25 protein-coding genes are annotated in these 22,185 nt (G+C 36.8%); 14 read left to right on the forward strand and 11 right to left on the reverse strand.

Annotated elements, in window-relative coordinates; all coding sequences use genetic code 11:
- The 9 genes from AC0QT4_RS07545 to virB11 form a co-directional block, all read left to right on the forward strand.
- Positions 1–216 (forward strand): hypothetical protein (locus AC0QT4_RS07545; protein WP_473201099.1); only part of this gene is annotated, 216 nt, incomplete at its 5' end.
- A complete protein-coding gene (locus AC0QT4_RS07550; RefSeq protein ID WP_473201100.1) occupies positions 213–965 on the forward strand; it encodes a type IV secretion system protein in 753 nt (250 codons plus the stop codon). The genes AC0QT4_RS07545 and AC0QT4_RS07550, both read left to right, overlap by 4 nt.
- Before the next feature lie 22 nt (positions 966–987).
- Complete coding sequence (locus AC0QT4_RS07555) at positions 988–1,323, forward strand: EexN family lipoprotein (RefSeq protein WP_473201101.1); 336 nt, start codon at positions 988–990, stop codon at positions 1,321–1,323.
- Positions 1,324–1,383: 60 nt separating this feature from the next.
- Positions 1,384–2,316, forward strand: coding sequence for a TrbL/VirB6 family protein (locus AC0QT4_RS07560; protein ID WP_473201102.1), 933 nt, complete (start codon positions 1,384–1,386; stop codon positions 2,314–2,316).
- A gap of 9 nt (positions 2,317–2,325) precedes the next feature.
- The gene (locus AC0QT4_RS07565) at positions 2,326–2,625 is read left to right on the forward strand and encodes a type IV secretion protein VblB7 (protein ID WP_473201103.1); all 300 of its coding nucleotides are present in this window, start codon (positions 2,326–2,328) and stop codon (positions 2,623–2,625) included.
- A complete protein-coding gene (locus tag AC0QT4_RS07570; protein ID WP_473201104.1) occupies positions 2,622–3,293 on the forward strand; it encodes a VirB8 family type IV secretion system protein in 672 nt (223 codons plus the stop codon). Before AC0QT4_RS07565 ends, AC0QT4_RS07570 begins: the two co-directional genes overlap by 4 nt.
- 3 nt (positions 3,294–3,296) lie before the next feature.
- Positions 3,297–4,148, forward strand: a complete 852-nt coding sequence (virB9, locus tag AC0QT4_RS07575; protein WP_473201105.1) for a P-type conjugative transfer protein VirB9 — start codon at positions 3,297–3,299, stop codon at positions 4,146–4,148.
- Between the two features lie 27 nt (positions 4,149–4,175).
- On the forward strand, positions 4,176–5,294 hold the full coding sequence (virB10, locus tag AC0QT4_RS07580) for a type IV secretion system protein VirB10 (RefSeq protein WP_473201106.1): 1,119 nt from the start codon (positions 4,176–4,178) through the stop codon (positions 5,292–5,294).
- Positions 5,295–5,345: 51 nt separating this feature from the next.
- Positions 5,346–6,398 carry a P-type DNA transfer ATPase VirB11 gene (virB11, locus tag AC0QT4_RS07585; protein ID WP_473201107.1) on the forward strand — a complete coding sequence of 351 codons (1,053 nt, stop codon included), beginning with the start codon at positions 5,346–5,348 and terminating at the stop codon, positions 6,396–6,398.
- Positions 6,399–6,428: 30 nt separating this feature from the next.
- Here virB11 and AC0QT4_RS07590 read toward each other — a convergent pair whose 3' ends face one another.
- From AC0QT4_RS07590 to traA, 4 genes are all read right to left on the reverse strand, one after another.
- Entirely contained in the window at positions 6,429–7,952 is a 1,524-nt protein-coding gene (locus tag AC0QT4_RS07590; protein ID WP_473201108.1) for a Fic/DOC family protein, read from the reverse strand.
- Positions 7,942–8,130, reverse strand: a complete 189-nt coding sequence (locus AC0QT4_RS07595) for an antitoxin VbhA family protein (protein ID WP_473201109.1) — start codon at positions 8,128–8,130, stop codon at positions 7,942–7,944. Before AC0QT4_RS07595 ends, AC0QT4_RS07590 begins: the two co-directional genes overlap by 11 nt.
- Positions 8,131–8,142: 12 nt before the next feature.
- Positions 8,143–8,457: a helix-turn-helix domain-containing protein gene (locus AC0QT4_RS07600; RefSeq protein ID WP_473201110.1), complete on the reverse strand. Its 315-nt coding sequence runs from the start codon at positions 8,455–8,457 to the stop codon at positions 8,143–8,145.
- A 216-nt stretch (positions 8,458–8,673) separates the two neighbouring features.
- On the reverse strand, positions 8,674–12,372 hold the full coding sequence (traA, locus tag AC0QT4_RS07605; protein ID WP_473201111.1) for a Ti-type conjugative transfer relaxase TraA: 3,699 nt from the start codon (positions 12,370–12,372) through the stop codon (positions 8,674–8,676).
- 208 nt (positions 12,373–12,580) lie between these two features.
- Here traA and AC0QT4_RS07610 point away from each other — a divergent pair, with 208 nt between their 5' ends.
- Genes AC0QT4_RS07610 through traG form a run of 3 tightly spaced genes read left to right on the forward strand, consistent with a single transcriptional unit; the run spans position 12,581 to position 14,983 of the window.
- Positions 12,581–12,811 (forward strand): TraC family protein, encoded by a 231-nt coding sequence (locus AC0QT4_RS07610; protein ID WP_473201112.1) that lies wholly within the window; start codon positions 12,581–12,583, stop codon positions 12,809–12,811.
- Positions 12,812–12,863: 52 nt separating this feature from the next.
- On the forward strand, positions 12,864–13,070 hold the full coding sequence (locus AC0QT4_RS07615) for a conjugal transfer protein TraD (protein ID WP_473201113.1): 207 nt from the start codon (positions 12,864–12,866) through the stop codon (positions 13,068–13,070).
- Positions 13,067–14,983 (forward strand): Ti-type conjugative transfer system protein TraG, encoded by a 1,917-nt coding sequence (gene traG / locus AC0QT4_RS07620; protein WP_473201114.1) that lies wholly within the window; start codon positions 13,067–13,069, stop codon positions 14,981–14,983. Before AC0QT4_RS07615 ends, traG begins: the two co-directional genes overlap by 4 nt.
- An 878-nt stretch (positions 14,984–15,861) precedes the next feature.
- Here traG and AC0QT4_RS07625 read toward each other — a convergent pair.
- The 6 genes from AC0QT4_RS07625 to AC0QT4_RS07650 all read right to left on the reverse strand — a co-directional run bounded on the left by AC0QT4_RS07625 (position 15,862) and on the right by AC0QT4_RS07650 (position 19,866).
- Positions 15,862–16,182 carry a helix-turn-helix domain-containing protein gene (locus AC0QT4_RS07625; protein ID WP_241437547.1) on the reverse strand — a complete coding sequence of 107 codons (321 nt, stop codon included), beginning with the start codon at positions 16,180–16,182 and terminating at the stop codon, positions 15,862–15,864.
- Between the two features lie 2 nt (positions 16,183–16,184).
- Positions 16,185–16,535, reverse strand: a complete 351-nt coding sequence (locus AC0QT4_RS07630) for a type II toxin-antitoxin system RelE/ParE family toxin (RefSeq protein WP_241437548.1) — start codon at positions 16,533–16,535, stop codon at positions 16,185–16,187.
- A 127-nt stretch (positions 16,536–16,662) separates the two neighbouring features.
- Entirely contained in the window at positions 16,663–17,334 is a 672-nt protein-coding gene (locus tag AC0QT4_RS07635; protein ID WP_473201115.1) for a hypothetical protein, read from the reverse strand.
- A gap of 833 nt (positions 17,335–18,167) precedes the next feature.
- Positions 18,168–18,491, reverse strand: coding sequence for a hypothetical protein (locus AC0QT4_RS07640; RefSeq protein WP_473201116.1), 324 nt, complete (start codon positions 18,489–18,491; stop codon positions 18,168–18,170).
- Positions 18,488–19,180 (reverse strand): nucleotide-binding protein, encoded by a 693-nt coding sequence (locus AC0QT4_RS07645; protein ID WP_473201117.1) that lies wholly within the window; start codon positions 19,178–19,180, stop codon positions 18,488–18,490. The genes AC0QT4_RS07640 and AC0QT4_RS07645 overlap by 4 nt, the downstream gene beginning before the upstream one ends.
- Positions 19,181–19,392: 212 nt before the next feature.
- Positions 19,393–19,866: a TIR domain-containing protein gene (locus tag AC0QT4_RS07650; protein WP_473201118.1), complete on the reverse strand. Its 474-nt coding sequence runs from the start codon at positions 19,864–19,866 to the stop codon at positions 19,393–19,395.
- Positions 19,867–20,444: 578 nt separating this feature from the next.
- On the opposite strand from AC0QT4_RS07650, the gene AC0QT4_RS07655 reads away from it, so the two are divergent.
- Positions 20,445–21,086 (forward strand): recombinase family protein, encoded by a 642-nt coding sequence (locus AC0QT4_RS07655; RefSeq protein ID WP_473201119.1) that lies wholly within the window; start codon positions 20,445–20,447, stop codon positions 21,084–21,086.
- On the opposite strand, the gene AC0QT4_RS07660 is transcribed toward AC0QT4_RS07655, so the two are convergent.
- Positions 21,081–21,287 (reverse strand): type II toxin-antitoxin system RelB/DinJ family antitoxin, encoded by a 207-nt coding sequence (locus AC0QT4_RS07660; protein ID WP_473201120.1) that lies wholly within the window; start codon positions 21,285–21,287, stop codon positions 21,081–21,083. The genes AC0QT4_RS07655 and AC0QT4_RS07660 overlap by 6 nt on opposite strands.
- Before the next feature lie 404 nt (positions 21,288–21,691).
- Here AC0QT4_RS07660 and AC0QT4_RS07665 point away from each other — a divergent pair, with 404 nt between their 5' ends.
- Positions 21,692–22,048: a helix-turn-helix domain-containing protein gene (locus AC0QT4_RS07665; RefSeq protein WP_473201121.1), complete on the forward strand. Its 357-nt coding sequence runs from the start codon at positions 21,692–21,694 to the stop codon at positions 22,046–22,048.
- Positions 22,049–22,185 lie beyond the last annotated feature (137 nt).

Raw genomic sequence — 22,185 nt, forward strand, 5'->3', positions numbered from 1 at the left:
ATACAAACAGAATTAAGCCGGGAGTCACGGCGTTTTCTCATCAAGCAAGGACAAAGTTCTGTTGTAGCAGAACTGAATTTACGGGGTTTTGATGATGAAATAGCCATTTTAAGCGGCACAACAAAGAATATTGAACTCCTAGAAACCATTATGGATGAAGTTGGTGAGTCTCCAGAAAAATGGCTCCCTCTTTTTCAAGAAAGGTCAAAACAATGAAGAAACTTTTATTAGCAACAGCCCTTTGCGCAGTTTCGTTTGGATCTGAAGCAAATGCATTCTTAGGTGGTTCCTTCGATTACAGCATACTTATGCAAAACATAGAACAAGTTAGAAGATTGGAAGATCAAATAAAGCAAGGCACACAGCAGTTACAACAAGGGTTTGAGCAGCTTAATCAATTAAAGAGCCAACTCGACCAAATGAAACAATTATATAGTTCTTTAAATGGAAAAACCGATTTATCCGCATTGCAAGAAATGTTCAACAAACAAGGAAACAATAGCGCGTTCCCCTCTGATTTTAACCAATTGCAACAATCCATAGAAGGCTCCAGTGGTGGTGGAAATGCTGAAAAGTGGAAAGACAAACTTTTATACAAAGAACCATCAGGTGGTGCTGGATCAAAAGAAGCAGTTGATGCCTTTTACAAAAGAGAAGTTGAAAAATTGCATGAGCATAATGTAGGGCAAGCGGCAACAGGGCAAGCCATTTATGAAGAAGCCACTAAAAAGAAAGAAGCCATTAGCAAAATCCTCGAAAAGCTCAAATATGCCAAAACTGCTGCTGAAGTTCAAGATGCTCAAACACAATTAGCAGTGATACAAGCAATGTTACAAGCAGAGGCTTTACAAACGCAAGCAACCGCGATGATTCAAGAGGCACAAGCTAAAGCTGAAATAATCCGTGCTAGAGAAGAATCTAATAAACGATATACAGATTATGCAAAAAAAATCCATGTGAATTAAACTGAAAAAAGAGGGGAAAATCATGAACAAAATTATTATCACCACATTGCTACTATGCACCGGAATGATAGCTGCTGGTTGTGAAAAAACCTACAGCGTAGAAGAATTTAAAAAAGATCCAAAATTGATGGAAGAGTGGGCAATAAAATGTGGATGGACAGGCAACTCAAAAAATTGTGAAAATGCAAGATTTGCCGCTCATGAACTTGATGAAGAACACCGGAAACAAAGAGAAGAGGAATACCGTAAGGAGAGAGAAGAACGAGAGAAGAAGGAACAAGAAGAAGAAGCGAAAAGAAAAATTGAACAAGAAAAATGGAAAGAAAAAGCAAAACGCGAAAGCAATTTCGATCCATAAAAAATTATTACCACGACAGAATTATATACATGAACAAAAATTTTATAAAACGGATATCCAATGGCAGGACCAAACGATCCTTTCTTTAGCAATTTAGACAACCAACTAATGGGTACTCTTAGTGATTTGTTGCTCAAAACTGTTGAACATCTTGCAGGAGCTTTGCACAGTCCAATAACAGCGGCTTGTACACTCTATATTGCATTTATGGGTTACAACATTATGTATGGACGTTCTTCTATACCCATGTGGGATTTTATAGCAACAGCTTTTAAACTTAGCATCGTTATTGCACTCGCAACAAACGTCTCTCGCTACAACAATTGGATTACAAATATATTTTTTCATAATCTACCTAACGCCATTGCAAATGTTACACAAGGAGCACACTCAGATATAAATGTCTGGGATAATATGATGAAAAGTGCTTATAAACACGCCCTTCAAGCAAACTCAAAAACAGCATGGTATGACGTGGCTACATATATTGTTAACTGGTTTGCGGGTTTAATTTGTATAGTGATAGCTGGTTTTTTTTGTACAATTGGTTTTATCGTCACAACGTTCGCTAAACTTGGTTCATTCCTTGTCTTATCAGTGGGACCGCTCTTTATAAGTCTTGGTCTATTTTCAACAACAAGAAGATTTACAGAAGCATGGTTAGGACAACTAGCAAACTTCATCATTTTACAAGTATTAGTTGTATTACTTGGTAACGTCTACATAAGCCTTGCACTGAAAATCCTTTCAAATAGCCCTACTGACATCATGTTTGCTGTCGTTCAATTTTTGGTTATTGGTATCGGTGGAATTTATCTTTTTATCCATTTACCTGGTATTGCCTCTGCTTTAGCCGCTGGGGGTGCCTCCCTTACAAGCTCAACGCATTTAGCTCACCATTCTAGCAGACTAGCTGGTCAAGGTACTCTTGCCGTAGGTCGTGGAGGCTGGAGAGGTTTAAAAAATTTAGCATCAAAATTTCGAGGAGGTTGATATAATCAAATGCGGGAATTTAAAATAATTGGGGTATTTTTATCGCTCGTCCTCTTAAACGGTTGTATGTCTTCACCAAATACCCTGAAGTCATTACCAAAATGTGATGGATATTCTAGACGACCATTAAACAAATCAATGTGGAATTGGGAAGGGAAAAATCCCTCCCCTACTCCTGTTATCATCAGTAGTAATAATAACGCAGACACAAAACCATCCGTCAAAGAGAGTAAATTTGAAATGTCTCTCACGCAAAAATTAACGGATGAAGAAATTGAATCCTACAAAGATTGTGGTCAAAAAGCATGAAAGAAAAAGACCTAGAGCAATATATCGCTGAAGCGCGCTTGTTCGATCAAGACCGAATGTTAGCCTCACGCCGCATCACCCGCATTTCACTGGTTATAGCTGGTATAGCTGTTATAGTCGCCATCATCTCTTCTTTAGCGGTCACAACACTCACACCTCTCAAAACCGTTGAACCTTTCGTCATCCGCGTTGATAGTTCAACAGGAATTGTTGAAGTTGTCGAAGCTCTAAAAGAAGGACCAACAAACGTCGACGAAGCAATCACGCGCTATTTTGCTGCCAAATATGTCCGTTCCCGCGAAGGCTTTACAACCGAAGAAATACAACACAATTTCCAAACCGTCTCCCTGCTCTCTTCTCCTGAAGAACAGGACAGATTTTCTACATGGTATGGTGCTCGAAATCCGCAAAGTCCTCAAACAATCTATAAACACGCGACCGCGAAAATAACGATAAAATCAATCTCTTTCATCAACCAAAATGTCGCACAGGTGCGTTACTACAAAACCGTCCGTGACAATGAAAACAATAGAGAATCCATCACCCATTGGGTCGCAACCCTTACCTTTGAATATATCAACGCCCCCATCTCCGTACAAAACCGCCTCATAAATCCTCTTGGCTTTATTGTTAGTGAATATAGAACAGATCCAGAAGTGGTCAACTAATCCATGAAAAAAAAATTCCTTTTTCTTTTTCTCACCACTATTGCCTTTTCTCCTGCCTATTTGGGTAATGCAAGTGTTTTTCCTACCCGCGCTTCAAACGACAGTCGCATTCGTTTTATCAACTATGATGCCTACAATGTCACAAAAATCATTGGCTCGATACGTTCATCCGTACAAATAGAATTTTCCGCCAGTGAAGAAATTGCCCATGTTGCTGTTGGTAACAGCGTAGCATGGGAAGTTGCTCCAGCTGGCAACATTCTTTTTCTCAAAGCTCGTGAAGTACAACCTATTACCAACCTACAAGTAGTCACCACACGTCGTGATGGTTCAAAACGCTCTTATCAATTCGAACTGATAATAAAAGACGAAGATATTTCATCTGGTAACGAAACCTATTTTCTTGTCAAATTTCGCTACCCACAAGACGAAGCAGAAAAAAGAAGAATGGAAGCACTCTTAAAACAAGAAAAAAGACAAACACAACGTATTGATGGTCTCTTCGATGCTTCTGAACAATATGGACCACGCAATTGGGCATATACCGCCCAAGGTTCCATCACTCTTGAACCCTCCTTCGTTTATGACAACGGCAAAACAACAACATTTACATTTCCAGATAATCAAGAAATTCCTGCTATCTATATTGTAAGCAGTGACGGCACAGAATCTCTTGTTCCAAAAACCACCAAAGGCAATATGGTCATTGTCCACGCTATTGGCTCCAGATTCACTCTAAGATATGGAAAAAATGTTTTATGCATTTTCAACGAAGCCTATCAAAGACAAGGTACAAATCCAGGAACAGGAACAACTTCACCATCTGTTGAACGCAAAATCGTATCAGTTTTTTAAAACTGAAAGCATTAAGGGGAATGCATTATGAATAATAATAATGAGACAGTTATTGAAGATCGTGGTGCGATTGAGGGTAGTAAAAATAATATCTCAAAAACACGAGGAACAAAAACTGTTGTCATTATAATCTTTGCAGTATTTGGCGCCTATACGCTTTGGAATATATTCTCAACTCCAACATCAAAAAAAGACACAGAAAATCATCAGAAAAAAGTAGAAAAAAGTTTTAATAATTCACTTGCACCTCTAGAATTATCTCCTCCTGAACCACAAGCAAAAATTGGGCAAATTACATTACCAACACCATCACCAACACCTATAAAAACAGTCAAAGATGACCCATTACTTGAAGCGGCACAACGTGCTCCTGTTTTAGCTTTTACAAATACTTCTAGTACAAATACTTCTAGCTCTCACTCAGAGCAAATAAGAAGACAAAATTACAGTGATACAAGTGAAATTCCTAATAATGAACCACAAAGCTTTTCCTCACTTTTAAAACCTACAAAAATAGAAGGCACAAGAGCTGGATTAATGGGGGATAGAAACTTTATCATCGCCATGGGAACATCAATCCCCTGTATATTAGAAACAGCCTTAAACAGTGATCAACCAGGATTTGCAAGTTGTATCATCAACCGTGATATCCTCTCTGATAATGGTCGTGTTGTTCTGCTTGATAAAGGAACGCAAGTAGTTGGTGAATATCGAGGAGGAATAAAGCAAGGACAATCCCGCCTCTTTGTCCTTTGGACAAGAGCAAAAACGCCAAACGGTGTCATAGCAAACCTTGCCTCACCAGCAACCGATAGTTTAGGTAGAGCCGGCTTTGATGGCAACATCAACACGCATTGGTGGGAACGCTTTAGCTCAGCACTCTTACTCACCGTTATTGACAGCGCTTCAGCAACCTTGACAAATCAATTTAAAAGAAACTCTAACTCTGGAGGTGGAGGTTTTGGAGGTGGAAACAATCCTGGAAAAGAAACAGCAACTGTTGCTCTTGAAAATCAAATCAACATCCCCCCTACCCTAGAAAAATTTCAAGGAGAACTCGTTAATATTTTTGTAGCAAGAGATTTGGATTTTTCATCAGTTTACAAACTCGCCACCACAACAAGAAAAAGTAAAGTTTTCCCCTGATCTATTTCAAGAAATTTCTTCCTCCATTCTCAAATTCGGCAAAAATAAATTATGGCAACAGCAAAAAATTCAGAACGCGCTTCTATCGTTCTCACAAAGTTAAAAATATTAGAGAAATACCTAAATGACGAAAATTTATTTGAAATTGTTATCAATCGCCCTGGTGAAGTTATCGTGGAAAGCTCCAATGGTTGGCAAACCCATATCCTAAAAGAACTAACCTACGGCGAACTAGAAGGAATTGCAAAAGTTGTTGCGGCTTATACCACACAGAAAATCAGTGTAGAAAATCCCGTCCTCTCAGCAACACTCCCCAATAATGAACGCATACAAATTGTCATGCCTCCTGCCGTCGCAGCCAATACCATCAGCATGACAATTCGCAAACCTTCATCACGCACTTTTTCTCTTGAAAGTCTACACGAAAACAATCTATTTGCCGTCACAGGGAATGTCAGTTTTACACCCATCAACCAAATGATTGAACGTGTAAACGAACTTTCTGATACGGAGAAAGAGTTAACAGATTTGTTCGTTGCCAAAGATTTTTGTAATTTCTTAGAGAGAGCCGTTATTACTCAACAAAATATTTTGATATCTGGAAAAACCGGTTCGGGTAAAACAACACTCTCCAAAGCTTTAATTGCAAAAATTCCCGAATATGAACGAATTCTCACCATTGAAGATACTCCAGAGCTTGTCGTTCCGCATGCAAATAAAGTGCAACTCTTTTATTCAAAAGACAATCAAGGGCTAGCAAAAGCAGGAGCAAAAGAACTCCTTGAATCGGGACTACGCATGCGCCCCGATAGAATCCTCTTACAAGAGCTCCGAGATGGTACAGCTTTTTACTATATCCGCAATGTCAATTCTGGTCACCCTGGTTCCATCACCACTGTTCACGCATCAACCGCACTTTCTGCCTTTGAACAAATGACCCTCCTTGTAAAAGAAAGTGATGGCGGTTCTAGTTTAGCACGTGATGATATCCGCGGCTTATTAATTTCTATGATTGATGTCATCATTCAATGCAAACGCCTTGAGGGAAAATTTCGTGTGACAGAAATCTATTATGACCCTTTCAAACGTCGAGACGCTTTCTAGAAAAACGGTCATGAGAAACAAAATTCAATATTAAAATTTCTTTACCTGTGTAACATCTTTTGACTTTGTCTGTGCTATCGCGTTATTTTGCTCCTGTATCTGTTTCTGTTGAAGAAATTTAACTGCTGTTTGAAGCTCGTTCACAAGCTTCTTATCATGAGGCTGCTTTGCTGGGATTGCTTTGGATAAGTCAAAATCCTGTTTATGAATGGCATCCTGTCCAAAGCGTTTATCTAAAGCACTCTGAAGATGCAAAAATTCTTTATTAATAGGCTCTGGTATATTCGAATAAGTCTTACGACCAACCGCAACATCCTTCATATAACGTACAGCATCTTTTGAAAGAGAGGGTACTTCAACTTTTAATTGCTCACGCTCACGGGTCAATTTATCTTTCTTGTGTTCATAGGAATTTTTATAAAAGGATTGAAGTTCTTTAATTGTAGAAATGACAAAGGGAACATTGCAAAGCGCCTCTTTACGTTCTTTCCCTGTTGTTTTAAAGCGATCTATGAGACGATCTGAACCACGTAATTCACCAGCTCTAGCAGGGTTTTTATCCAAAATATCAGGCAATTTATCCCCCTTATCCGCTAAAATTGTTTGTTCAATCTTAACAGCAGCAGCTTGAGGGTCTTTGTAAACAGATTTCAGACGATCATTTAATGCTTTAAAAGTATCAATATAAGATTTTTCCTCTCTAACAGCATTTTGCACCTTCTGTTCTAGATTGGAAGTATCGGTATAAGCAGCAAGATAGGGTGCTTGTTTTGGTGTTTTTGAAACGCTCTGTGATTGCTCAACCTTGCGTTTTTCTTTTTGAAGACTGCCAACATTTGGCTTTACTTTATCCAAAAGTGCTTCAATCTTTTCTTTTTGTTTTTGCGATAATTCTTTGTTTGTCTCAATGTAAGAGGAAATTTTTTCTCCTAGATCTTTCGAAACGTCAACATTTTTATTTTTTGTAAATTCAGTAAGGTTTTTACGAATAAGCTCAGACAGTAATTCAGAACTGCCATAAAGTGCCTCAATGGAGGCTTTTGTCATTTCCTCTCGTTTGACCCCCTCCCAATTAATATTATAACCAGCTTCACGAGCAAGTTGACCAATGAATTCACGCTGAGTACGTCCATTCCCCTCTCGAAACGGATGCAACGCATTTATTTCACCCATATAATATCCAGCTCTCTGGCTGAATTCATCCGCATCAAGACCCCGTAGATATTGTTCTTTGGCAAGCTGCTGTGTAATCTTCGGTGCATAGCTTTCAATCTGATGATGATAAGCAAACAGACTCCCCCCTTTGCTAATATCTATCGAACGGATTTCTCCTGCCCATTCATAGACGTCACCAAACAGCTTTTTATGAATCTCTTGCATGTGATTGAGATCAAACTTACCGCTAATAGGAGTACGCCTAAGTTCAAGAGATCTTACATAAGCAAAAGCAGATTCCAGACTCCTTAGTGTGGCTTTGTCTTTAATACCAAGCCGATTATACATCACACCAGTTTCAGGATCAGTATAAGGATCGTTTGGATTCTCATACTTCACCACGTTTTATCCGTCCCATAAGATCTTCGATTATATCGCTTAGTTCAATCTCACCTATAATATAACGTTCCACTTGGGCAACAACTTTCGGATCTGGCTCCAGCCCTTCTAATCGTTGACTTGCTAATGCATTTGCGGCATCACGACGACGTTGATTGATTTCCTCTTCACTCAACATTTCAAAATCTCCTTATGTCAATAAAGCCTTTTTCAAAGCGCGATTTATAGCTTCTGGTTCGTTTTCAATGACGCAAAGCAAAAGTCGAGAAGGCTTATCGATAGAATATCGACCCTGTTCCCAATCACGAAGACGACCTACAGAAAAGCCAAACCGTGCCGCAAATTGTGTCTGTGACAAACCAATATTTTTTCTAATTTTTTTTACATCAACCTTTTCAGGAATATGGAGTTCGAACTTTGCAATATGATCTTCATCTTTCGTATAAGAAAGAACTTCTCTGGAATTTTGTGAGAGAAACACCCCTGCTTTATTCGCTTTGTCCATTATTTTTCCTTCACTTTTCCCCTTTCAAAATGCGGCTCTTTTTTTCTTTGTCCAATTTCCTTGAAAGGACTAGAAACATCTACAAAAAAACGGAATATCTTGACCTCTAAACGAGTAATAATCCCCTATCCACCGCTGTTTAAACAATCATTTGCATATACTCTTTTATACGGAATACCCGTAATTTTGTCAAGCAAAAACCTACTTTATATATAATTAGCGCACAACATCTTTTGACCTTGTCCGCGCTATCGCATTGTTTTGTTCTTGTATCTGTTTCTGCTGAAGAAACTTAACCGCCCTCTGAAGTTCATTCACAAGCTTCTTATCATGAGGTTGTCGCGATATTGCTTTTGATAAGTCAAAGTCCCGTTTATGAATGGCATCTTGTCCAAAGCGCTTATCTAAAGCATTTTGGAGATTCAAAAATTCTTTATTAAGAGGCTCTGGTATATTCGAATAAGTCTCACGACCAACCGCAACATCCTTCATATAACGTACAGCATCTTTTGAAAGAGAGGGTACTTCAACTTTCAATTGCTCACGCTCACGGATCAATTTATCTTTCTTGTGTTCATAGGAATTTTTATAAAAGGATTGAAGTTCTTTAATTGTAGAAATGACAAAGGGAACATTGCAAAGCGCCTCTTTACGTTCTTTCCCTGTTGTTTTAAAGCGATCTATGAGACGATCTGAACCACGTAATTCACCAGCTCTAGCAGGGTTTTTATCCAAAATATCAGGCAATTTATCCCCCTTATCCGCTAAAATTGTTTGTTCAATCTTAACAGCAGCAGCTTGAGGGTCTTTGTAAACAGATTTCAGACGATCATTTAATGCTTTAAAAGTATCAATATAAGATTTTTCCTCTCTAACAGCATTTTGCACCTTCTGTTCTAGATTAGAAGTATCGGTATAAGCAGCAAGATAGGGTGCTTGTTTTGGTGTTTTTGGAACGTTCTGTGATTGCTCAACCTTGCGTTTTTCTTTTTGAAGCCTGCCAAAAGCTGTCTTTGCTCTATCCCAAAGAGTTTCAATTTTTTCTTTCTGTTTTTGTAACCATTCTTTATTGGTCTCGATATAAGAAGAAATTTTCTCCCCTAGACCTTGTGAAACATCAATCCCTCTGTTTTTTGTAAATTGTGCAATGTAATCCCGATAATCAGGAGACTCCGCAAAATCAAGCGTTGTTGTTTTAACACCAGAGCGAGAAAGTGCTGCTACCAATTTCTCATAAGTACTTGCACGATCAGATTGTTTGATACCATCAACAAGAGAGGGGTCTCCGCGCTCTATTAAATCAACATGAAAAATGTTTTGTTTGATTTTTTTATCGTTAACAACAACAGTCTCTTTCTCTTGGCGAAGAGAGATCTTATCACCAAGCTCTATACGCGCTCCATCTATAGCAGAGGGAAGATTCACACCATAAACACGTTCAATTCCACGATGCGTTGCTATATCGGCATAAGGCGTTTTGGTTTTTACATTTTCATTAAAAGAAGTATACCCCGTCTCAACAAGTTCACCCTTTAGAGTGCCTTTAACTTGCTTATGTTCATGTAAACGAATATTTTTAAAATCTTCTGCAGCAACATAAAGACGTGACTGCTCTCTATGTCGAGACAGAGCAACATAAGAAAGATGTTGATTCATAGAAGGCGAAGCAAGAACAAAAACATTATCAACCGTCACACCCTGACTTTTATGAACAGTAGCCGCATATCCATGATCAACATTTTGATAAGTTTTATTGGAGAAAACAACCTCTTGACCAGAGTCAAGACGCACTCTTAAAAGCGGTTTTCCTGTTTTACTGTGCGTAGACAAAACAGTACCCAGCATACCGTTTTTAACTTTTTGTTCTCCTAGTTTCTGCGCATATCTTTCTTCAAACTTTGCATTTTCAAGGAAAATAATTCGGTCATTGACAACAAATTCGCGTTGTCCTCTCAGAGTATCAAAATTCACCGCTTTTGCGACATCCTCTGATTTTAAAAAATGAGAATTTTTGAGAACGGTTCTGATTTCTTCATTCAATTTTTTAACAGCTGCATTTGTATGCGCAAGAATAAGCAATTCATCACCCTTCAAGGGCTTTCCTTCTTCTATGGAGTTTTTCTCTATTTTTCTCCGTGTAGCCATCCAATCTTCAACAAGAGTATTTATAGCTTGCCTCTGTGTTTTAGTCTCGTGAATGAATCCTCTCTCTTTGTAACTATCTAAAGCCTCTTTCACTTGACCACGCGCAAATTGACGGGATGCCTCCTGACCCCATTCTTCTTTTTGCCTTCTAATACCAGAGAGTTCAACATAACCAATATTATCGACAACAGCACGAAAAGCCGCCCCCGCCTCTATTGGTTGTAATTGCATATGATCACCAACAAGAACAACTTTAGCGCCTGCTTTCTCAACTTCTTGGACAAAATGTGAAAGCTGTCTTGACGAAACCATACCAGCTTCATCAATGACAAAAACATCACCAACCCGTAAGTTATCTTTCTTGTTTTTCCACGCCAATTCCCAAGCAGCAAGAGTTCTACTTTTTATTCCTGAAGACTTTTCAAGCCCCTCCGCAGCTTTACCAGCAAGAGCCGCACCAAAGACACGTTTACCATCATTTTTCCAAGCAACATTTGCTGCTTCAAGAAGTGTAGATTTTCCAGCACCAGCATAACCAACAACAGCTGCAATAGCTTTATCATCCGTGATATGTTGAACCGCTAATACTTGCTCTTCTGAAAATTTAAATGAATGCTTACGATCTTTATTCTCAACAGAGCTTATCGCCGATAAAACTTTTTTAGAACGAACACCATGCCCCGTCGTTTGAGACAAAGAAACAACACTCCGCTCCATATCATATTCAGTTTTTAAAATTTCTTTTGTTGCGTAAATGACCTTATGAGGACGCAAATCATCTTTAATTTTAATAAGGTTATCGCTTTGCTCTAAACGCACCATAATATCATTAAAGTCGTTCGCATTATCAACATATCGATTAACAATCTTAGCAAGATCACCACGATTAAATGTCGATTTCTCAAATGCAATCAACTTCAATATTTCGTTAGGATTTTTTTTGATTTTTTCTACAGATCTACGTCTTCTCCTTTCATTGGCTTGAACAGCATTGCTCACAAGACCCTTTTTACTCATTGCATGCGCAGACTGACCTAAATGAATGCTTGGCTCTATGGATAAACCACGCTCTTTATAGGAACGCATATCTAATTTTATATCATGACCAGAAAGCGCAAGATATTTTGTTGCAAGCGCACCCCATGAGTTGCGCAAATCCTTCAATGCATCCTTATGACCTATAACATTTTCGTAAACTATTCTCTCTTCTTTTCTTATCGCATTTCCTTTCTTATCACGAATAGTAACGAGAGACTTTTTCACTGTTCCATCTTTATTTAAAACTGCTATTTTCTTGGAACCAAAACCATTTTCTACAACAGGTCGTAAAGTATGCATGATATGCACATGTGGGTTTCCCTCCTTGTCATGATATACCCAATCAGAAATAAGACCACGCGATGAAAAGTTTGTATTTATAAATTCTCGTACAAGAGAAATATTTTGATCTCGTGATAATTCTAATGGCAACGCTATAACGATTTCTCTTGCCAACTGACCATTTACGCGCTCATTGTTTTGTATAGTATTCCATAACCATTCACTCTTTTTATCATTCCTATTGAGATAACTAAGTTGTTGTGTAATCCACTCTGGTGCATCTTCTGGAAGATTCATTTCTGAATATACAAGGTCTTTATCTTTATCATACTTATGCGTATGAGAACCTTGCAATTCATCAAACATCTTCGTTCTATGACGATAAGCAGCAGCAGAAATTGCTGATTTTCCAGAACCAATAATTTTAGCTTGTAGATGTGCTATTGCCATAAGACAAAATTACCAAAATTTACGTTTATTTTATCAAAATAAACTATAGCAAAAAACGTTTGTGAAAACAAACGTATAATTGCGCCTTCAAAAATCTTTTAAAAAAGACCTTTTCAGGAGCGCATAAAATGCGCACTATTAAGTATTGTTATTTTAGTTTTTTTCTGTTAACAGACGTAAAAAGCCTAATGAAAGTAAAGGTGTTGAAATGGCGCGTAAATCTTTAGAAAAACTTTTAGAAGAAAAAAAAGCTCTTGATGAAAGAAGTAAAAAACTTCTTGAAAAAATTAAAGCTGTCAAAAAACAAGAGGGTGAAAAAATTGCACTAATAGCAGCAGAAACTGGATTAACAGAATTGAATATTACAAACGAAGAATGGAAAAATATTTTCGAGGAGATTAAGGCTCGATTTCAAAAAGAAAAAGACAAAGCTAAATAATCTTGGCAATTCCATAAAATCATTACGACGTCTTGAAAAAAGGAGAAGATTCTTGCAAGATGAAATAAGACGTAAAGATGCACGTGAAAAAATTACTTTAGGGGGACTCGTCGTCAAAGCAGGTCTCAGAGATGCCAATAAATCTTTCATCTTAGGATGTTTAATCCAAGCATCAAAACTCAATCCAAATTCAAAAGAATATCAAGAATTTGAAAAAATAGGAAATCAAGCTTTTACTGATATGCGGGTGGGAAAATGATAAACCAATTAAACAAAAAACAAATCACACTTTTAATCTGTCCTCTTATCTTTGCAATCATTGTAGCTTTCCTTGTTAATATAACAATCAACGAAATTACAGAAAATGGTACAACGGCTGATGCTTATTGGTTCGTACGTTCAAAACCTCTTGATATTCTAATCCTTATTGCTCTATCCTGCTCTTCTTTCATCTTATTACAAAAAAGACATATCAGAAAAAATATCACTCTTTCATCCATAATTATCTTCAGTCTCTTCGCAATCTATTACGGTGCTAATGAATACATCAGATTAAGTCCATATGTCGGGCAAAACAACATGACTTGGGGAGATGTTTTCCCCTTTTTCGATAGAATGGTTTTGAGTGGTGCTTTCATTGGATTTGTTATTCTTGGTTTCACAATGAAACTATCATTAGCAAAGGCTTCTCCACTAAAAAGTTCAAAAAAAATGATCTTCGGGGGTGCTCAATGGATGAATATGAAAAAACTGGAAGAAATCTTTCCAAGCGATGGAGAAATAATCATAGGGGAACGATACAGAGTTGATGAGGATGTTATTAAAGATGTCGCTTTTAACCCCAAAGACAAAACAACATGGGGAAAAGGTGGTAGCCAACCTTTATTAACATACAAACTCGATTTTGATTCAACACACATGCTCTTCTTTGCTGGTTCTGGTGGTTATAAAACAACCAGTAATGTTATTCCTACTTGCCTTAAATATACCGGTCCTCTCGTCGTATTCGACCCTTCAACTGAAATCGCGCCAATCGTCAAAGAAACAAGACAGAAATCAAATAAAAATGCTGTATACATTCTCGACCCGCATGGCACATCAACAAAAACTTTTAATCCTTTGGATTGGCTCTTAGATGAAAAAATACCCCTTTATGAAAGAGAAGCAGGTCTCGTCGAAATAGCAAGACTCCTCCTCTCTGAAAATCATAGATCAACATCAACAGATCAATTCTTTACATCCCATGCGCATAATTTGCTAACAGGACTCCTTGCCCATATCGTCTTTTCTGATGAATATAAATTAGAGGAAAAAAACTTAAAAACGCTTCGCACTCTCGTATCAGAACCAGAACCATCCGTGATTGGAAAATTGCGTTCTTTACAAGCTTCATCACCATCTCTATTCATCCGTGAAACGCTTGGCGTCTTTACAAACATGGCTGAACAAACTTTCTCTGGGGTCTATGCTACCGCTTCAAAAGATACACAATGGCTCTCGCTTTCTAACTATGCAGACCTCATAAGTGGAAATGATTTTAAAACAGACGATATTACAAAAGGAAATATCGATATCTTTTTAAATATACCATCAAAAATTCTAAAATCTTATCCAGGGGTTGGTCGTATCCTTGTTGGCTCGTTTCTCAAAGCTATGGAAGCCGCAAATGGTAACTATGCAAAAAGAGTGCTGTTCGTCTTAGATGAAATCGATCTCTTAGGATATATGAACATCTTAGAAGAGGCGCGCGATAGAGGACGGAAATATGGAATATCTCTCATGCTCTTTTACCAATCTGTAGGACAAATCGAAAGACACTTTGGTCCTTCTGGTGCTATGGCATGGTTCGAAAGTTGCGCTTTCGTAAGCTATGCCGCAATCAAAGATATAAAAACGGCTGAAAACATTTCTAAAGCATGTGGAAAAATGACCATTGAAGTACAAGGGTCAAGCAAAACCTTAGGGACTTCAGGTGCAAAAGGAACAGAAAGCCTTAATTTCCAGCAAAGACCCTTAATCTACCCCCATGAAATAACACAAGAAATGCGAAAAGACGAGCAGATCATCCTTGTACAAGGACAGCCCCCTATTCGTTGTGGACGCTCTATATATTTTAGACGAAAAGATTTAACAGCCTTTGCTAAGAAAAATAGATTTGCTCCGAAATCATAATGTCTCTTAAATGGAACGCACTTCGTGCGTCCATATATCAATTTAATGAGAGGCTTTCCGCCTCTCAAACTCTCAGGAACGCTCACCAAAATCATGAGATCAGACCCGCGTTTTATGAGGGGACTAACAATCCTTGGTTCTTAGGGTCAAGGAAACCCCTACGGGGCGCCTAACGGCGTCCTTGACAAAGAACCATAACGGCTTGTTTTGTCCCTCTCACGCGGCTCCGAAATCATGATTAAACAAAGAGCTTGGAAGGGTACTTAAAGAGAAAAAAACTGAGAAAATATTTAATTTGACTAATTTTGCAAGCAAGCTGTGCTTTAAGAAACATTTTTCTAGAATCTGGAAAACTAAGACCTGCGTAAACATTGGAACTCTTATGAAGAACATTAATCGTTCTCATTTCTTTCTCATTATTCTGCGCATTACTTAAAAAGCATAAGATCATAATCAGGAGGAGCTAACCGTAATAGGAGCGCATCATATCCCCAATTAACTGCTAAAAAGAGAAACATCATGACGGTATAACTAATGACCATTTCTGTTTGATGTCCATAGAACGAGGTACCCGATATATATCCCCAAAAAAGAAAGAATAACATTAATAAACTCGCCCCTGCTATAAAATTTGTTATAACAATAACCGGTTTACGAATAAGCAAAAGAAAAAGAAAAAAGAGGCATATTTTCAATATTTTGCGTACTATAGACAATACTCTCCGCATAAGTGTTATTAAAATTGGATGTTTGGAAACTGGATTTTGTTTTTTTGTATCTAATTTGTTAGTAGACAGAGTGTCCATTACCCCCTCCCATATCGCTATTAAACTTGAAGTAGCCGGTGTGAGTACCGTTTGGTACTAGCTATAAATGCTTTACGCAAAAACAACTTCAAGATGTCCTTCTGGTGTTTTAACTTTTTCAGAACTAACAACAATTTTGATATCATTTCCTAATTTAGTTAGACACTCAAGCATTTTCATCTCACTGATCCCACGGAACTCTCCATTCAAAAGCCTAGACAATTTAGGTTGTGTCATTTTTAAAAGTTGACTAGCTTGTTTTTGAGTTAAGTTCTTTTCTTTAAGAATTTGACTAATTTTGCAAGCAAGCTGTGCTTTAAGAAGCATTTCTCTAGAATCTGGAAAACCAAGATCTGCGTAAACATTGTAAGTACCGTGAAAAACACTAGTCATCCCTAACTCCTTTCTAATTGTTCTGCTAATTTAAGACGCTCTTTAATAAGATTGATATCTGGTTTTGGTGTTGCAATGCCATGGGTCGATTTCTTCTGAAAACAATGCAACACATAAATAGCCTTTTCATATCGTATTGTGTAAACAGCACGATAAGTTCCTTGTATATCACGTTCAATAATTTCTAAAACATTAGCAGATCCAAATCCTTTAAGAACCTTAACGTTCTCTCCTCTCTTTCCATTCTGCGCAAGATAAAGAGCATAACCAATACTTTGTTGAATAACATCAGGGAGACTTTTTATGTCTTTGAGTGATGATCCAAGCCATATGATACGTTTCATTTTATTCATAATTATATATATACCTATATGGGTATAATTGCAAGTGTTTATTTAAATTCTAGGATTTTTTTATTGCTTAACACTTCTTTTAATGATAGCTACAACAATAAAGCAGGCGCCCCCCCGCGCCTGTCATTTATGCTGCTTCATTTTCAACAATCTTTACAACTGTATCGCCTTCATAGACTTCACAAGTTTTAGAAACAAAAATGAGGTCACTATGTCTTTTTAATCTTGCATTGCCATAGACTCTACCTCTAATGGTAAAATAACCTGAAATTTTAGCATTCCCATAAACAGATCCATAAACATCAGTATGGCAACCCACATTAGCATTGCCATAAACCTTGCCATAAATTTTTGCTGCTCCACATACAACGGCATTCTCATAAATTTGTGCATTTGGCTTAATACGAGCAGAACCTAAGACTTTCGCATTTCCATAAACATGAGCATCATTGAAAACCCACGCTTTATTCGAAACATGAGCATTGTCATAAACTCTACCGTGAATATAAACACGGGTTTTATCACATACATAAGCATTCCCATAAACATGACCAGCTATAGCGGCATTATCACAAACTTGTGCATTGTCATAAACACGCCCCTCATCTAAAACCAATGCATTACCAGCAACCCAGCAATTACCTTCATGAGAGAGGTTTTCTTCTTTTTCAATAAAACCACCTAAGTCACCAGCCTTAACATTTCCAAAGTCTCTTAAGGCACGAATGCGATAAAGTGTGACACCTTCAATTTTTCTGGTTTCATCAGTTAATTCATATTTTTTTGATATAATGTTCATAATGAACTCCTTACGGTTAATAGAAGTTTTGAATTGACTCCTTATAAAGGAGCCGGGTGCTCAAAACACGGCCGTAAGTCCGTTGTTACACTTTTCCCATAAAGGGTATTGTATGATGTAACCACACCCGACAAAGTCATTATACGTTTTTAGAACATAAAAGACAGTCAGTTTTTTAAACATGGGAAAGATTGTTTCGTAATCTATCCGCTTACGGTTTTTGTTTAGTGTTTTGATCACTTGAGTATTTATATAACAAAATACGTATTTATTGTCAATTATTTTTCACTCTTTTTTTGATATTTTTTATAATATTTTCAAATATATAGCTTTAAAAAACACCTTATAATTTTCTCAGTTTTTTCCCTTTGATTGCCCTTCCAAGCTCTTTGTTTAATCATGATTTCGGAGCCGCGTGAGAGGGACAAAACAAGCCGTTATGGTTCTTTGTCAAGGACGCCGTTAGGCGCCCCGTAGGGGTTTCCTTGACCCTAAGAACCAAGGATTGTTAGTCCCCTCATAAAACGCGGGTCTGATCTCATGATTTTGGTGAGCGTTCCTGAGAGTTTGAGAGGCGGAAAGCCTCTCATTACAAAGCGTAACGAAGTGACGTATAGAGAAGGGAACGCGCTCCCATATAGCGCTGTAGTGACCAATCTATACGAACAAGTAAGCGTAATAAAAAAACAACAATTTTCCATAACGAGAGTTGTCCATCATGACACAAAGTGGATTGTGGTCAACTTTTACCTGATAAGGCTCGTTGTGGAATATTGTTTTGCCGCTTTATTGAATATTTATTACGTATTTTATACGTAAATAATAAATAAAAATTATGTATTTTCTGCGTAATTACTATTTATGTAAACTTCAATAAGACGATTAAGAAAATCACCACCATCTTCATTAAGGTCATCAGCTAAAGACCAGAAACTATCTCTTACTGTTGGTTCAAGTGCAAGTGTTAATCGTGCTGTTTTTAAACTACGTCGTCTACGCCCGCTACCACCACCTCGTTTTGGTTCCACACTATGACGTGTCGTAAAACCATTTTTTTGACCTATCTCATCTAAATCTTTTTCATCTACTTTTTGTGCTTTTGTAAACGGTTGTAAATTTTCAAAATTGGGTAATGGAATTTCAGCTCTTTTTGTCATGCTACTTTATCCTTTAATAAATTTTCATTATCCAATACTTTCACAACAGCATTAGCAAAAACCGTTGCATTTTCTTGTGCCGCTTGAGGATTGGTTACATCAGAGGATGATAAATCAAACAGTGATCCCCCTATCTGAAAAAGAGCACTAAAGGCGCCTCTTTCAGTTAATGAAGCAGGTAAAATAGGAATATGAGCTTTTTCTAACGTTTTCTCTATATGAAGCCCTTCTCGACTATTTAAGGTATTTGTCATAGAGAATACGATACGAAAAGGTATTTCTCTTTTAAAGAACTGGCTCTGTTGTTTTATTAAAGCAATAATCTTTCCTATTTGATCTCCATCAAGTTGTTTTTTTCTCATAGGAACCAAAACAAGATCGGCTCTTCCTATAGCAAAAGAAGCAGCAAGATTAGCAGAACCCTCAAGATCAACAATAACAAATGGAAATTGTTCTACAGCTTCATCAATGCATGAAACAATATTCTGTTCAGAAACATTTCCACAAACTTCTATATTTTGGGGCATTGTATCTATAGATCTTTGCATCCATGTCACAAGTGGTTGATTTGGGTCTGCATCAATCAGTTTTACCTTAGATCCCGCTTTAGCAAAAACGTTAGCTAGCACCAATGCTATTGTTGATTTTCCAACACCACCTTTTGTTGAGCACATAGTAATGACTGGCATGGTATATTCCTTATTTAATGAATAAACATTAAATAATTAACATATATTTATTACGTATTTATTAATTATTTAAATTATTTACTATCTAAAAGGATAGGGTTCTATAGCGTAACAGATAATAAAATTTCACTAATTATTCATTAAATAAATATTGTGTATTTTGTATGTAAATAATAAATATTTAATAATAACAGTAATTAAACTCTCCAAATTTAATTTCCAGCACCTGAAATCATTTCTGCATTTAATTGAAATCCATAAGAGCTTAATTTTTTAACAAGTTTGGGGAATGTCTCTTTTACATGATCCTTAAAGGAAAGGTATAAATTTTCTTTGTCATCTAAAGGAACTTCAACATCTTGTTGCTTTAAAACAATAATGTTTTTTCTAAGAAGGGCACCTATTAACATTCCCATTGCAAAAACAACCTTTTGACGTGCACGTGGTCGTGCACCTTTTTTACCAGCAGAGTTTTCATAGCCAATGTCATCAGGAGTAAGTAGCACAATACCAATTTTTGGAGAATTAGTTTGTATCATAACTTCTTGTAAAAAAATCTCAAGAATGGTTGCATCATTACTATCAATCTTTCGCAAAACAGATGGTTCAATGCCAAGCTTGAAAAGAAGACGTTTAACTTGTTCTAAAGTAGTATGATCATTATAAACAATAAAAATTTTGGGCATTATTTCATATCCCCCCATAAAATATCTGTATTATAATAAAGCAACGTTTTTATATAACACGGCTTTTTATTATTTTAAAGCGAGTGCTTTTTCGCTTGCATCTTCGTTTACAAAGCGTAACGAAGTGACGTATAGAGAAGGGAACGCGCTCCCATATAGCGCTGTAGTGACCAATCTATACGAACAAGTAAGCGTAATAAAAAAACAACAATTTTCCATAACGAGAGTTGTCCATCATGACACAAAGTGGATTGTGGTCAACTTTTACCTGATAAGGCTCGTTGTGGAATATTGTTTTGCCGCTTTATTGAATATTTATTACGTATTTTATACGTAAATAATAAATAAAAATTATGTATTTTCTGCGTAATTACTATTTATGTAAACTTCAATAAGACGATTAAGAAAATCACCACCATCTTCATTAAGGTCATCAGCATAAGTTCTCTGAAGTATCAAATATTATAATATTTGATACTCAAAAAAAAGCACCAAAAAAGCACCAAAAAGCAGTATCATAAATCGTGTTTTTGTATTATGATATCAAATAGGTATCAAAATCAATTTATGAGACTAAAATGACATTGCTTGGATATGCTAGAGTTTCAACTCATCAGCAAAAGTTAACCCTTCAGATTAACGCGCTTAAAGAGGTTGGTGTCCGTGAAGACCGTATTTTTACTGATATGATAACTGGTTCAACAGATAAACGTGAGGGATTACAGCGTTTATTAGGGCGTGCGGAAAGAGATGATATTATCATCTGTACAAAAATGGATAGGTTAGGACGAAATACTGCCGATATGATCCGCGTTATTGATGATTGTTATAAAAAGGGTATTACCTTTCGTTTCCTAGAAAACAATTTCAGTACTGAAGGAGCAATGGGGAAAATGGTTGTTCAGATCTTATTAGCTGTGGCAGAAGCAGAACGTGTACGTATTTTAGAGCGTACGATGGAAGGTAGAGCTGCTGCAAAAGAAGCGGGTGTAAGACTTGGACGAAAACCTCATCCTAAAACAGAAATAGCATTATCGTTGATTAAGAATGGTTTTCCTTTAAAAGTTGTTCAAAAAAAAACAGGGATTTCTCGAATAACTTATTTTAGATTAAAAAAACGCATAAGTGGAATAAAACCAATTAAAGCCATCAGACAACCTGTTTTTCTAGATGATAAATATCAAACAGATCTCGAAGATTTTATAGAAAACTTATCATGATGTTTGGTTGTTCATTTCTTCATCATTGCATATCAAGTTTTGTAAATCATCCAATGTCATTTTTTCCATACGACCATCCTCTGCATCTTTGATAGCCTGTAGTGTTTCTAGAGAAGGTTGAAATAGATCAAGTGGTAAAACTTCATTTTTAGAAATATATACCATCAACATACGCACAGCATCTGAGATAGTAAGACCCATAGATTGAATAACCGTTCAGAAAAAACAAAACACTCTCTTGCAAAATACTAAATTGTGATATAAGTTTCTTTTTAAGGGAGAGGTTGTTAGCATGGAGTTCCCGCAAGATATTCATAATTCAGCCTCTTTCTTTATTTTTTTAATAATCTGTGATTTTAGCATAGAACTTATTGCAATTTTCTCAGATTACTTTTACCAATAAGCGGATTGTTTTGATCGTAGACGCAACGGTCAATGGGGGATAAAAAGCCCGAGTTCGATAACATAAAATTTCCCAGTGTTCTGGGAGTTTTTGTTATGTCCAGGTACAATAGTACTAAAAGCAAAAAGCTGAATCGAACTCAGTACTTTTTACTCCCAGAATACCAATGCGAGGGCGCTCGCACCCGGTGGGGGACTTTGAAGTGCAAACTAAAAATCCGCATTTTAATGATATTTCTATAGGCAGAAAAATTCGCTTAAGACGAGAAATGATGGGAATTTCTCAAAAACAATTAGGCGACCAATTAGGAATAACTTTTCAGCAAATCCAAAAATACGAAAAAGGCTTAAATCGTGTAGGGGCAGGACGTTTGCAAGAAATTGCCAACATATTGGATGTTTCTATTTCCTATTTTTATAGCGATATATCAACAAAAGAAAATATTTCATACCCTAGTGATGGAGGAATATCTAGCAAAGAGGAATATTTACTTTTGAAAAGTTTCAGGATGCTTAAAACGAAAAAACAAAGAGCAATTTTATGGTTAATTTCTGAGTGAAATAAAAATTTCAAAATACTTTCCTGCTAAACAATAAATTATTATATAAGTCTCTTTTTAAGGAAGAGGTTGTTAGCATGGAGTCTCCGCAAGATATTCATAATTTAACCTCTTTCTTTATTTTTAAAATCACAAAA

The organism is Bartonella sp. EBT8, assembly GCF_055796165.1.